Raw genomic sequence first — 12,375 nt, 5'->3', positions numbered from 1 at the left:
CCTTTACCTTAGATGCTTCCCTTTTATAGTTTAACGCATAATCGAAGGAAAGAGTACAGTTTTCTTCTTTACATCAAAAATTCCTTTTTGTGTAATTCGAATATAGGGTAAATGTGTAGATGAAAAGAATAACAAACTATAAATTGGATCATCAAACATGTAACCTCTATCTTTTAGCATGGAAACTAATTGTTTTTCTTCTTCAATCACCTGTTCCATACTCGAACTAGACATAACCCCATAAATATCTAGTTTAATACTATTAATTATTTCTCCCTTTTCAACTAATACAATGCCACCCTGCTGCTTTTTCAATTGATCAAATGCTAGTAACATATCAGTCTTATTTTTACCAATGATAACGATATCTCCAGAATTTGAATAAGAGCAGGCAAATCCTGATACCGTTTTAGCGAATTTTTTTATAACTGTATTAATTAACCATCGTCCATTACGGTCAATCATCATAAAAAAGCTTTCTTCACTCTCAGCAGGTATTTCATTTTGGGTAACGTCAATTGAAATCTGATATGGCTTTAAAATAACTGCATTTACCATCTCAACTCCAAGTGGCATGGAAAAGTGCATATCATTTCTCGTTAACTCCCAATCTAGTTTAAGTGGTGCAGCTCCATATTCTTTCCACGGAAAATGAATGGCCGGATAGCAATTAACTCCATCCTTTTTCACCCATTGGCCTTTTGCCAAAACTGACGTTGGAAACGGATTATTTTGTTTTTCTAGAATATTAATATGAGCTATTCTTCCAGGGGCAATCATACCAATGCAATCATCTAATCGATAGTGCCTAGCTACATTATACGTTGCCATACCATAAGCGTCCTCAATTGGAACTCCATGTTCAATCGCAATTGAAATTAACAGGTCCATAAAACCCTGTTCATAAAAGCTAGGTGTCGAACCATCTGTTGTCATTAGAACACGGCTAAAATCGTCTAAACCAGCTTCTAATAGTTCAGTAATTAACTTTGGTAGATCAGGACGAATAGATGAATGCCGTAATGATGTAGTGTAACCAAGATCTAATCTCATTAAAGCTTCTTTTCCTGTCATTGCTTCGTGATCACTACTTACTCCTAGTAAAGCCATCTGTGTGAGCGTTCGTTCTGAGGCGCCTGGTAAGTGCCCTTCAATTGGCTTTGATAATTTTTTTGTTTCTTGCATCCAATGGAGCAAACTATCATCCCCGTTTAACACCTTTGGCCAAGCGGTTAACTCGCCTCCCTGCACTACTAGTGGGTGTTCGAGCCAGGCCTTCATGGTTGAATAAGAAAAAACTTCTTCTTCATGGTTTAACTCCGTTTGGGCATCATATCTAGCCCACCAAAACATAGAGGTTGGTAATTTGCTATCTAAGTCTTCAATTACTGTAAGCGCTTTCTTTTTGTCTGTATTTAAAAACCAAACCATGTTGTCATTCATCAGTGTTGTTGTCCCACGTACGGATGCATATTCGGCAAGAGTATGGGGATTATATAACTGAAACGGATGTGCATGATGCTCGATATAACCAGGTACAAGGAAGGAATTACTGCAATCAACCACTTCTGTTGTATCCATTTTTATTGGCATATCATTGCCCACGTAGATAATTCGATCTTCATATATCCATATATTGGCTTGAAGCCATTTTTTTCGCACACTATTTAAGTAGGTTGCATTCGTCAAACAGATAGTAGGGGCAACCTCACCGCGAAGGATTTGAAGCTGTGTACGTATTTGTTTTTTAGTCCAGCGCTCAAACCTCTCTGCTACCATATTTTATCACCCAATTCGTAAGTTTAATATTTATTTACACGATGCGCAAAAGCGTCTGTAAGCGCTCTAAAAATGTGTTTCCACTATAGTAACATATTTTCGCCATTTAACACACTAAAGTTTATTGACAATTTCCAAAAAGTTTTTGGAAAAAAAGAAGGAGTCGTGAAGAACAATGAAAAAAGTAACACCTAATATTGGCCTTGTTAACTCTTTTATCCGTTTAACCTGTGGTTTTACTGTACTAGCTTGGGCTACATCTAAGCTTGTAAAACGACCATATAGTAGCACACCAATCTTAGTGGCAATGATGGGTGCCATGAAGGTTGCAGAGGGGCTTACTCGCTTCTGTCCATTAACTTATCTTTTTGAAGAAAAAATGGAAGAAATGACAACTTCAAACGCAGATTCACAGGAAGAAGTAGTAAACCCAAGCTAAAACTAATTTAAAAAATGCTGACTCAGTAACTGGGTCAGCATTCATTATAAAAAGGAGTGACTGTAATGAATAACTATTTAGAGTTCGCATTAGATAGCCTGTTTATTTATGCATTACTTATTGGCTGTGTCGTAGCCGTTGTTTACTTTTATACGAAAAAAGCCAAAGGGAAACGCCCTTAATTTTTTTGCATCTGCTTAATTGCTTTACTTCCAATATCATTTCGATAAAATAATGAATCTGACTCGATGTTTATAATATCCTTATAAACTGCTTGTTGGGCTTCTAATAAATTGGGAGCAACGCTCGCAAGTAATAAGACTCTTCCGCCATTGGTGACAAAGTCACCATTTATTTTTTTAGATCCGGCATGGAATAATAATGAGTCTTTTGAAAGGTTTTCTAAGCCAGAAAATTTCTTACCTTTCTCATAGCTACCTGGGTAACCTTTTGATGCTAGTACAACACCAACAACAGCATTATTTGACCACGATAAATCTACTGGTTCACCATTTAACAATGCTAGTAAAACATCAACAAGATCATTTTCTAACCTAGGCAAGACAACCTGTGTCTCTGGATCACCAAACCGTGCATTAAATTCAATAACCTTTGCCCCTGCTTCAGTCATCATTAACCCAGCATATAATATCCCAGTAAAGGCTCTGCCTTCTTGTTTCATTGCTTTTGCCATTGGAACTAGGATTTTCTCAACAGCGTTTTCCACGTCCTCTTGGCTAAATTGAGGTACAGGAGAATATGCACCCATTCCACCAGTATTCGGGCCTTCATCCCCATCAAATACACGTTTATGGTCTTGGGCACCTACCATCGGAATTACCACTTCATCGTTAACAAATGCCATTAGAGACAGTTCTTCTCCAGCTAAATACTCCTCAATCACTACTTTTCTACCTGCATCACCAAAGGTATCTTTTTCAAGCATATCTACAAGAGCAGCAATTGCTTCAGCTTCTGTCATCGCAACAACAACACCTTTCCCTGCTGCAAGTCCATCTGCTTTAATAACAATTGGGGCACCTTTTTGTTCAACGTAAGCTTTTGCCTCAGAAAAATTTGTAAATGTTTCAAAGAAACCTGTAGGAATCTGATACTTCTGCATGATCTCTTTTGCGAACGATTTGCTTCCCTCAATTAGGGCAGCTTCTTTCCTTGGACCGAATACAACTAATCCGTTTTCCTGAAATTCGTTTACAAGTCCGTTAAGTAACGGTACTTCAGGTCCTACAATCGTCAAATCTATGTTCTCTTGCTTAGCAAAAAGAATGAGGTCATTCGTATTTGCTTCAGAGATTTGTACAAGCGTTGCTATATTGGACATACCTTCATTCCCAGGTGCAACAAATACCTGCTCAACTTTCTTACTTTGAGCACATTTCCAAGCAATCGCATGCTCACGACCACCGCTACCGATAACTAAAACCTTCAATCCGTTCACCCCTTTTTCAATTGTCAATTATGAATTATGAATTATGAATTAGATTTAGTAATGCTCCGAAGCACTGCAAAAAAACAATTCACAATTCAAAATTGATCATTCATAATTCTATTTTAGTGTTTAAAGTGTCTTACTCCTGTCATGACCATTGCAATTCCAAGCTCGTCGGCTTTTTTGATTGAGTCTTCGTCGCGAATTGAACCGCCTGGTTGAATGATTGCTGTCACTCCAGCTTTTCCTGCCGCTTCTACTGTATCATTCATTGGGAAGAATGCATCAGAGCCCATGACAGATCCAACAACTTCATCTCCAGCTTGTTCAATAGCAATTTTTGCTGAGCCAACACGATTCATTTGTCCTGCGCCAACACCGACTGTCATATTGTCTTTCACTAAAACAATCGCATTAGATTTTACGTGCTTCACTACTTTCCAAGCCATCTTTAACGCTGCCCACTCTTCTTCTGTTGGCTCACGCTTAGTTGCAACTGTTACCGTCGCTTCTTCAAGTCCAAATGTATCCTCATCTTGAAGTAATAGGCCGCCATGGATTGAAGTTAAACGCTTCTCTACTTTAGCCGCAGCAGTGAACGGTAATGTTAATAAACGTAAATTTTTCTTAGATGTTAAGATTTCTAGAGCTTCTACGGTGAATGCTGGAGCAATAATAATTTCTAAGAATACTTCTTTCATTTTCAATGCAGTAGCTGCATCTACTTCTTTATTAAGAGCAACAATTCCACCAAAAATAGAGACCGGATCAGCAGCATAAGCTTTGTCGTACGCTTCTTCAATTGTCGTACCAACACCAACACCACAAGGGTTCATATGCTTAATTGCTACTACCGCAGGCTCAGTGAACTCTTTCACAAGTGCTAAAGCAGCATCTGCATCATTGATGTTGTTGTAGGATAATTCTTTGCCGTGTAATTGAGTGGCATTAGCAATCGAACTTTCTGCACCTAGTGGCTTCTTATAAAAAGCTGCTTTTTGGTGAGGATTTTCCCCGTAACGTAAATCTTGTTTTTTCTCAAACGTAACTGTTAAAGATTCTGGAGACTCTTCTTTTACTTCATTTGTTAAGTATTCAGCAATAACCGCATCATAAGAAGCTGTGTGACGGAACACTTTTGCTGCTAGTCGAGCGCGAGTCTCACCGTTTACAGCACCTTCTTCTTTTACCTGACTGATCACAGTTTCATAGTCAAGAGGGTCAACAACAACTGTCACGTGCTTATGGTTTTTTGCTGCAGCACGAAGCATACTTGGACCACCGATATCAATATTTTCAATTGCATCAGCAAATGTAACATCTGGCTTTGCAATCGTCTGTTGGAACGGATAAAGATTTACAACAACTAAATCAATTGGTTGGATATTATGCTCTGCCAATTGAGCTAGATGATCGTCACTCTCACGCATCGCAAGTAATCCACCGTGAATATTCGGATGTAGAGTTTTTACACGACCATCTAAAATCTCAGGGAACCCAGTTACTTCAGAAATACCAATGACAGGAATGCCAGCCTCTTGAATCGCTTTTTTCGTTCCGCCTGTTGAGACAATTTCCACACCAAGTTCAACTAACTGACTAGCAAAAGGGATAATTCCTTCTTTATTCGATACACTTATAAGAGCACGTTTCATTTGTGTTAAACCTCACTTTCAACTTCGTTTAATAGTTTAGCTAGGACATCAGGATACAGTTTATGTTCTACCTGTTGAATTTTCATTCGGACCATATCTACCGTATCGTTCTCTTCAATAAAAATTGGCGCTTGAGCAATAATTGGGCCAGTGTCCATACCAGCATCAACATAATGGATGGTAACACCTGTTACCTTCACTTTTGCCTCGTACGCTTGTTCAACCGCGTCTTTACCCGGAAACGATGGTAAAAGGGATGGATGAATATTAATAATGCGCCCTTCAAACGCTGACAATAATGTATTTCCAATCAACCTCATATAACCAGCTAAGACAATCCACTCTACGTCGTGAGAACGTAGCTGTTCTAGAATAACCTTTTCAAAGGCTTGTTTATTTTCAAAGTTCTTAGGAATAAACTGAAAAACATCAATATTATTTTCTTTTGCCCGCTCAATAGCAAACGCATTTGGCTTATCACAAACTAAAATGGCGATTTCAGCCTCGAGCTGCTTATTCTGGACGGCATCAATAATTGCTTGAAAGTTGGTACCACTTCCAGAAGCAAAAACTGCTATTTTCGTCATTCAAATAGCCCTCCTATGTGGACACCTTCCCCTGTACTCACACGGCCAAGGATATAAGCTTTTTCACCTTGTCGTTCTAACTCCTTAATTGTAGCCACTGCCTCTTCTTTGGAGATAATTAAAATCATCCCGATCCCCATATTAAACGTAGAGAACATGTCGTTAAACGATAATTGACCTTTTTCTTTAAGAAGATCGAAAATTGGTGGGATTGGCCATGAACCAAAATCAATGTCTGCCTTTAAACCTGCTGGCAATGAACGTGGTATATTTTCATAAAAACCACCGCCAGTAATATGAGAAAGACCTTTCACATTATATTGTTTTAGGACTTCTAAAATTGGCTTTACATAAATTCGTGTTGGTGTCAGTAATTCTTCTCCTAATGGTTTTTGAAGGTTACCATAAACCTCATGTAAATCTAACTTCGCTTCTTCTAATAGAACCTTTCGTACAAGCGAAAATCCATTACTATGTAAGCCATTCGAAGAAAGACCTACGATCACGTCACCATCACTTATTGCCGAACCAGTTAAAAGCTTTGATTTCTCGACAATCCCTACTGAAAATCCAGCTAAATCGTACTCATCTTCACTATATAAACCTGGCATTTCAGCAGTTTCTCCGCCAATAAGGGCACAGCCCGCCTGCTCACAACCATCTGCAATTCCTTTAACAATTGCTTCAATTTTCGCAGGTTCAGCCTTGCCACAAGCAATATAATCTAAAAAGTAAAGCGGTTCTGCTCCTTGAACAACAATGTCGTTCACACACATAGCTACCGCATCAATTCCAATTGTATCGTGTTTATCAAGCATGAAAGCTAACATTAACTTTGTTCCTACACCATCTGTACCAGAAACTAACACCGGTTCTTTTATATGGGTAAAACTAGATAAGTCAAACATTGCACCAAATGACCCTAACCCACCTAACACTTCAGGTCGCATCGTTCTTTTCACATGCTTCTTCATTCGTTCAACAGCTTCATAACCCGCCTCAATATCTACTCCAGCTCGTTTATATGCACTAGACATGATAACCTCCAAATTGAATTTTGAATTGTCAATTTTGAATGATGAATTAATGAAAGTCTAAGCTTCGAAGCTCAGACCCACATCAATTCAAAATTCAAAATTCCTAATTCACAATTTTCTTTTAACATTTCACCGGTTTTTGTTCGCTTGTTCCTAGATCATATAGTTTTGTCGGATATTTCCCAGTAAAGCAGGCAAGACATTGACCATTATTTTCATGGTCCGTGTTTCTTCCTACCCCTGTAAGTAGTCCTTCAACACTGATAAATGATAGAGTATCGGCACCTATTTCTTGGCGTATTTCTTCAACATTTTTTGAAGCTGCGATCAACTCTGATGTCGAAGAAGTATCAATTCCATAGAAACATGGACTTGTAATTGGTGGCGCACTGATCCGAACATGAACTTCTGTTGCTCCTGCTTCACGCAGTAAACTAACGATTCGTCTACTTGTTGTGCCACGAACAATCGAGTCATCAATCATAACCACTCGTTTTCCTTCGACAACACCGCGAACGGCAGAAAGCTTCATTTTTACCCCTTGCTCTCGCAATTCTTGAGAAGGTTGAATAAATGTTCTTCCTACGTAACGATTTTTAATTAAACCTAACTCGTAAGGAATACCTGATTGTTCCGCATAACCAATGGCTGCTGAAATACTTGAGTCCGGAACACCAGTTACTACATCAGCCTCAACCGGAGCTTCTAAGGCAAGTTGCTTCCCTAAGCTCTTTCTAGCTGTGTGAACATTGATTTCATCTACATTACTATCTGGTCTAGCGAAATAAATATATTCCATACTACAAATTGAGCGGTGAATTGGCTCACTAAAGCGTTCTGAACGAAGACCCTCGTCATTAATAATAATTAATTCTCCAGGAACGACTTCACGTTCAAATGTTGCACCAATCACGTCAAAAGCACACGTTTCAGAAGCAATCACGTAAGCATCACCTAATCTACCGATTGATAGTGGACGTAATCCATTAGGATCAAGAGCCACCATTAGTTGATTTTCGGTCATTACCATAAAAGCAAAAGCACCTTTCACTTGTGTTAACGCGCTTTTCACACGCTCAACAAGAGATAGTTCATGGCTTCCTCTTTTAATTAAGTGTGCAAGAACCTCAGTATCCGAAGTCGTTTGAAAAATACTACCCTGACTTTCTAGTTCAAGCTTCAGACTTTCTGCATTTACTAAATTACCATTATGAGCAAGAGCTAAGCTACCCGTTTGCGAGTTAAATAATAGCGGCTGGGTATTAGCCAGGCCGCCTCCACCAGCAGTAGAGTAGCGAACATGGCCAATTGCCCCGTTTCCATGTAACGTTTCAATTTCTCCCTTTGAGAAAACTTCTGTTACAAGTCCAAGCCCTTTATGAATGCTTAAATTTTCTCTGTCTGTAACGACAATTCCAGTTCCTTCTTGACCACGATGTTGTAAGCTGTGTAATCCGTAGTACGTAATTTGAGCTGCGTCAGGATGACCCCATACTCCAAATACACCGCACTCTTCGTTTAGGCCTTTGATTTCAGCAAACATGGAATCGCTCCTCTCCAAGCTTCTTGTAAATCAGAAGTAGCTACTTGGATAACTGTTTCACCACTTTCGTTTACAATTGTAAGTTCTGCCTCACTAACAACTTCACCAATGCATGTAGCATCTACTAAACTTTCAAATTGGTCCTTTTTATCACGAGGTACAGAAATAACAAATCGCGTTTGGCTCTCAGCGAATAACGCAGTTACTTTTTCACCACTAATCGCGATTTTCGCGCCAACTTTTCCATCCATGATACATTCCGCAACCGCTACAGCTAATCCACCTTCAGCAACATCGTGAGCAGATGCAACAGCTCCTTGATGTATCGCAGTTAATAATTGTTGTTGAGCTTTCTTTTCTACGGCTAAGTCAATGCTTGGTGATTTTCCTGAGATCTCACCATAGATTAATTTTTGTAGTTCACTTCCACCAAATTCTGGTTTCGTTTCACCTAATAGATAGATAAGATCTCCAACGTTTTTAAAGCTTTGTGTAGTTACATAAGCTAAATCTTCAATTAAACCTACCATTCCAATCGTAGGTGTTGGGTAAACAGCAACCCCACTTCTTTCGTTATATAAAGAAACGTTACCACCGATAACTGGTGTTTCAAGAGCACGGCACGCTTCACTTAGTCCATCTGTTGATTTTTCTAACTGCCAGAAAATTTCTGGTTTTTCAGGGTTTCCGTAGTTTAGGCAATCTGTTACTCCTAGTGGTGTAGCACCTGAACATACAAGGTTTCTTGCTGCTTCAGCAATCGCAATTTTCCCACCAGTTTCAGGATCTAAATATAAATAGCGAGAGTTACAATCTGTTGTCATCGCTAATGCTTTGTTTGTATCACGAATTCGAAGTACAGCTGCATCAGAACCTGGGCAAACTACTGTATTCGTACGAACCATATAGTCATATTGATTATAAACCCATTCTTTACTAGCAATCGTCGGTTGTGCAAGTAAGCTTAATAGCATTTCTTGAACATCCGTTACTTCTGGCACAACAACTTCTTGTGCTTGGAACTTAGCAAAGTACTCAGGCTCACGAGAAGGCTTGTGGTATACAGGCGCATCTTCTGCAAGAGCATCAACTGGTACTTCCGCAGCTACTTCGCCTTGGAACATTAAGCGAAGCATTTTATCATCCGTAACTTTACCTACAACCTTTGATAAAAGACCCCACTTATCAAAAAGAGCTTTAATCTCATCTTCACGGCCTTTTTTTACAACGATTAACATACGCTCTTGAGACTCAGAAAGCATCATTTCATAAGGTGTCATACCTAGTTCACGTTGCGGTACTTCATCTAAGTTAAGTTCAATTCCTGAACCTGCTTTACTTGCCATTTCAGCTGAAGAAGATGTAAGACCAGCTGCACCCATATCTTGAATACCAACTAATGCGTCAGACTTAATTAACTCAAGACATGCTTCAAGAAGTAACTTCTCCATAAATGGATCCCCAACTTGAACTGCTGGGCGCTTCGCATCTGAATCTTCGTCTAATTCTTCAGAAGCAAATGTTGCACCATGGATCCCATCACGACCCGTACTAGCACCTACATACATAACTGAGTTGCCAACACCTTTGGCTTGCCCTTTTTGAATATCTTTATGGTCGATTAAACCTACGCACATTGCGTTAACAAGAGGGTTTCCTTCGTAACATGGGTCAAATTGAATTTCTCCACCAACTGTTGGAATTCCAATACAGTTACCGTAACCAGCAATCCCGGCTACTACCTCTTCAAATAAATATTTCACTTTTGGAGATTCTAATTCACCAAAGCGTAACGAGTTTAATAGAGCGATAGGACGAGCACCCATTGAGAAAACGTCACGAATAATTCCACCTACACCAGTTGCTGCCCCTTGGTATGGTTCGATCGCTGATGGATGATTGTGACTTTCAATCTTAAAAACTACAGCTTGCTCATCGTTAATATCAATAATTCCTGCACCTTCACCAGGTCCTTGAAGAACGCGTTCACCAGTGATCGGGAATTTTTTTAGTAATACTTTTGAATTTTTATAAGAACAATGCTCGCTCCACATAACTGAGAAAAGTCCAGTTTCCGTCCAGTTTGGAAGTCGCCCAAGGATGTTTTCTACCATTTGAAATTCTTCGTCACTTAAGCCCATGTCTGCATACAGGCGTTTTTCTTTAATCATTTCTGCTGTTGGTTCTTTAAGAAGTAACGACATGTGCTTCCCTCCAAGTACGTAAAATTGACTTAAATAATTGTAAACCGTCATTGCTACCTAAGAGTTGATCAACGGCACGTTCAGGGTGTGGCATCATCCCAAGAACATTTCCTTGCTCGTTTGTAATTCCCGCAATATCACTTATTGATCCGTTCGGGTTATCCTTATATTTGAAAACGATTTGTTTGTTAGCTTCTAGTGTTTTTAACAATTCTTCGTCACAATAGTAGTTCCCTTCACCATGAGCAACAGGGATTGTAATTTCTTGACTAGCTTCATAACCAGTGGTAAACATTGTTTGGTTATTTTCAACAACAAGTGTGACAGGGCGGCAAATAAATTTTAAATTCTCATTACGGCGCATTGCCCCTGGAAGAAGCCCTGCTTCAAGTAGAACCTGAAATCCGTTACAAACACCAAGAACAGGTTTCCCTTCAGCCGCTGCTTTCTTCACTGCTTCCATGACGTTCGAAAATCTTGCAATCGCACCACAACGTAGGTAGTCGCCATAAGAGAAACCACCAGGTAATAGAATTCCATCAAAACGGTCTAAATCTGTCTCTGTATGCCAAACGTATTCTACTTCTTCTCCAAGTTCATCACGAATCGCATGGTACATATCTACATCACAGTTGGATCCTGGAAAGACGATACAAGCAAATCTCATGAAGGTACTACCTCCTCGATTTCATAACGGTAATCTTCAATCACTGTGTTCGCTAATAATTTCTCGCACATCTCTTTCACACGAGCATCAACATTTTCATTTTTCTCTAAAGTAAGCTCTAAATATTTCCCGATACGTACTTCTTGAACCTCATTATATGATAATGCGTGAAGTGACGAGCGAACCGCACTTCCTTGTGGATCTAGAACGCTTTCTCTTAATGTGATATATACTTTTACTTTGAACATGATGATCCTCCTAGTCTAGTTAAAATTTCTTCATATCCTTCTGTTAAGCTACCAAGATTACGACGGAATAAATCTTTATCAAACTTCTGATTCGTGTGAATATCCCAAAGTCTACAAGTATCTGGCGAGATTTCATCTGCTAAAAGAATGTCTCCTTCACCAGTTACACCAAACTCTAATTTAAAATCTACTAATCTAACATCTACATTTTTAAAGTACTCAAGTAAAAATTCGTTTACGCGAATTGCGTTGTTACGAATGACTTGCAGTTGTTCTGGAGTTGCAATATTTAGTAGACGAATGTGATCTTTATTAATGAGCGGATCACCAAGTGCGTCATCTTTATAGTAAAATTCAATGATTGCTTGATCTAACTGAATTCCCTCTTCCATTCCTAAACGCTTGGCCAGGCTACCTGCTGTTACGTTACGAACGACAACTTCTAAAGGAACTATTGTCACCTTACGAACGAGCTGTTCTGTATCTGAGAGCTTTTCAACAAAATGGTTGTTGATACCAGCGGCTTTTAATGCTTCAAAAATTTGCGAAGTGATTAAATTGTTAAGACGTGATTTTCCAGCAATCTTATCTTTCTTTTCGCCATTAAACGCTGTCGCATCGTCTTTGTATTCCACCCAAAGTACATCTTGAACATCTGTTGCATAGATCTTCTTCGCTTTACCTTCGTATAAAAGCTCATTCTTAATCACAGTTTTGCCCCTCCAATTTGGTTGTGAAATACTAAAAGTGAAACTATGAATTATGA

Annotated in this window: 12 protein-coding genes; 2 read left to right on the top strand and 10 right to left on the bottom strand. The window is 39.1% G+C overall.

Annotated elements, in window-relative coordinates; genetic code table 11:
* Nucleotides 1-30 precede the first annotated feature (30 nt).
* Nucleotides 31-1,779, bottom strand: coding sequence for an adenine deaminase C-terminal domain-containing protein (locus DS745_RS06615; RefSeq protein ID WP_129077484.1), 1,749 nt, complete (start codon nucleotides 1,777-1,779; stop codon nucleotides 31-33).
* A 175-nt stretch (nucleotides 1,780-1,954) separates the two neighbouring features.
* Between DS745_RS06615 and DS745_RS06610 the strand changes: the two genes are divergently transcribed.
* Nucleotides 1,955-2,218 (top strand): YgaP family membrane protein, encoded by a 264-nt coding sequence (locus DS745_RS06610; RefSeq protein ID WP_129077483.1) that lies wholly within the window; start codon nucleotides 1,955-1,957, stop codon nucleotides 2,216-2,218.
* A 65-nt stretch (nucleotides 2,219-2,283) separates the two neighbouring features.
* The gene (locus DS745_RS25450; protein ID WP_338324525.1) at nucleotides 2,284-2,400 is read left to right on the top strand and encodes an EYxxD motif small membrane protein; all 117 of its coding nucleotides are present in this window, start codon (nucleotides 2,284-2,286) and stop codon (nucleotides 2,398-2,400) included.
* On the opposite strand, the gene purD is transcribed toward DS745_RS25450, so the two are convergent.
* The 9 genes from purD to purC all read right to left on the bottom strand — a co-directional run bounded on the left by purD (nucleotide 2,397) and on the right by purC (nucleotide 12,319).
* Nucleotides 2,397-3,668, bottom strand: coding sequence for a phosphoribosylamine--glycine ligase (purD, locus tag DS745_RS06605; RefSeq protein ID WP_129077482.1), 1,272 nt, complete (start codon nucleotides 3,666-3,668; stop codon nucleotides 2,397-2,399). The genes DS745_RS25450 and purD overlap by 4 nt on opposite strands.
* 122 nt (nucleotides 3,669-3,790) lie before the next feature.
* Nucleotides 3,791-5,323, bottom strand: a complete 1,533-nt coding sequence (gene purH, locus DS745_RS06600) for a bifunctional phosphoribosylaminoimidazolecarboxamide formyltransferase/IMP cyclohydrolase (protein ID WP_129077481.1) — start codon at nucleotides 5,321-5,323, stop codon at nucleotides 3,791-3,793.
* A 5-nt stretch (nucleotides 5,324-5,328) separates the two neighbouring features.
* Entirely contained in the window at nucleotides 5,329-5,910 is a 582-nt protein-coding gene (purN, locus tag DS745_RS06595; RefSeq protein ID WP_129077480.1) for a phosphoribosylglycinamide formyltransferase, read from the bottom strand.
* Nucleotides 5,907-6,947: a phosphoribosylformylglycinamidine cyclo-ligase gene (gene purM / locus DS745_RS06590; protein WP_129077479.1), complete on the bottom strand. Its 1,041-nt coding sequence runs from the start codon at nucleotides 6,945-6,947 to the stop codon at nucleotides 5,907-5,909. Before purM ends, purN begins: the two co-directional genes overlap by 4 nt.
* A 121-nt stretch (nucleotides 6,948-7,068) precedes the next feature.
* Nucleotides 7,069-8,490 (bottom strand): amidophosphoribosyltransferase, encoded by a 1,422-nt coding sequence (gene purF / locus DS745_RS06585; protein WP_129077478.1) that lies wholly within the window; start codon nucleotides 8,488-8,490, stop codon nucleotides 7,069-7,071.
* Entirely contained in the window at nucleotides 8,466-10,694 is a 2,229-nt protein-coding gene (purL, locus tag DS745_RS06580; protein WP_129077477.1) for a phosphoribosylformylglycinamidine synthase subunit PurL, read from the bottom strand. Before purL ends, purF begins: the two co-directional genes overlap by 25 nt.
* Nucleotides 10,678-11,361, bottom strand: a complete 684-nt coding sequence (gene purQ / locus DS745_RS06575; RefSeq protein WP_129077476.1) for a phosphoribosylformylglycinamidine synthase subunit PurQ — start codon at nucleotides 11,359-11,361, stop codon at nucleotides 10,678-10,680. The genes purL and purQ overlap by 17 nt, the downstream gene beginning before the upstream one ends.
* Nucleotides 11,358-11,609 (bottom strand): phosphoribosylformylglycinamidine synthase subunit PurS, encoded by a 252-nt coding sequence (gene purS / locus DS745_RS06570; protein ID WP_129077475.1) that lies wholly within the window; start codon nucleotides 11,607-11,609, stop codon nucleotides 11,358-11,360. The genes purQ and purS overlap by 4 nt, the downstream gene beginning before the upstream one ends.
* Nucleotides 11,597-12,319: a phosphoribosylaminoimidazolesuccinocarboxamide synthase gene (gene purC, locus DS745_RS06565; RefSeq protein WP_129077474.1), complete on the bottom strand. Its 723-nt coding sequence runs from the start codon at nucleotides 12,317-12,319 to the stop codon at nucleotides 11,597-11,599. The genes purS and purC overlap by 13 nt, the downstream gene beginning before the upstream one ends.
* Between the last annotated feature and the right edge of the window lie 56 nt (nucleotides 12,320-12,375).

It is taken from the genome of Anaerobacillus alkaliphilus (assembly GCF_004116265.1).
Taxonomy (GTDB): Bacteria; Bacillota; Bacilli; order Bacillales; family Anaerobacillaceae; genus Anaerobacillus; species Anaerobacillus alkaliphilus.
This window is presented reverse-complemented; position numbering and strand designations above follow the sequence as displayed.

Excerpts from the sequence above, each read along its gene's own strand:
- purL (WP_129077477.1), bottom strand. The coding sequence starts at position 10,694 with ATGTCGTTACTTCTTAAAGAACCAACAGCAGAAATGATTAAAGAAAAA.
- purQ (WP_129077476.1), bottom strand. The coding sequence starts at position 11,361 with ATGAGATTTGCTTGTATCGTCTTTCCAGGATCCAACTGTGATGTAGAT.
- purN (WP_129077480.1), bottom strand. The coding sequence starts at position 5,910 with ATGACGAAAATAGCAGTTTTTGCTTCTGGAAGTGGTACCAACTTTCAA.
- purM (WP_129077479.1), bottom strand. The coding sequence starts at position 6,947 with ATGTCTAGTGCATATAAACGAGCTGGAGTAGATATTGAGGCGGGTTAT.
- DS745_RS06615 (WP_129077484.1), bottom strand. The coding sequence starts at position 1,779 with ATGGTAGCAGAGAGGTTTGAGCGCTGGACTAAAAAACAAATACGTACA.
- purS (WP_129077475.1), bottom strand. The coding sequence starts at position 11,609 with ATGTTCAAAGTAAAAGTATATATCACATTAAGAGAAAGCGTTCTAGAT.
- DS745_RS25450 (WP_338324525.1), top strand. The coding sequence starts at position 2,284 with ATGAATAACTATTTAGAGTTCGCATTAGATAGCCTGTTTATTTATGCA.
- purF (WP_129077478.1), bottom strand. The coding sequence starts at position 8,490 with ATGTTTGCTGAAATCAAAGGCCTAAACGAAGAGTGCGGTGTATTTGGA.
- DS745_RS06610 (WP_129077483.1), top strand. The coding sequence starts at position 1,955 with ATGAAAAAAGTAACACCTAATATTGGCCTTGTTAACTCTTTTATCCGT.
- purH (WP_129077481.1), bottom strand. The coding sequence starts at position 5,323 with ATGAAACGTGCTCTTATAAGTGTATCGAATAAAGAAGGAATTATCCCT.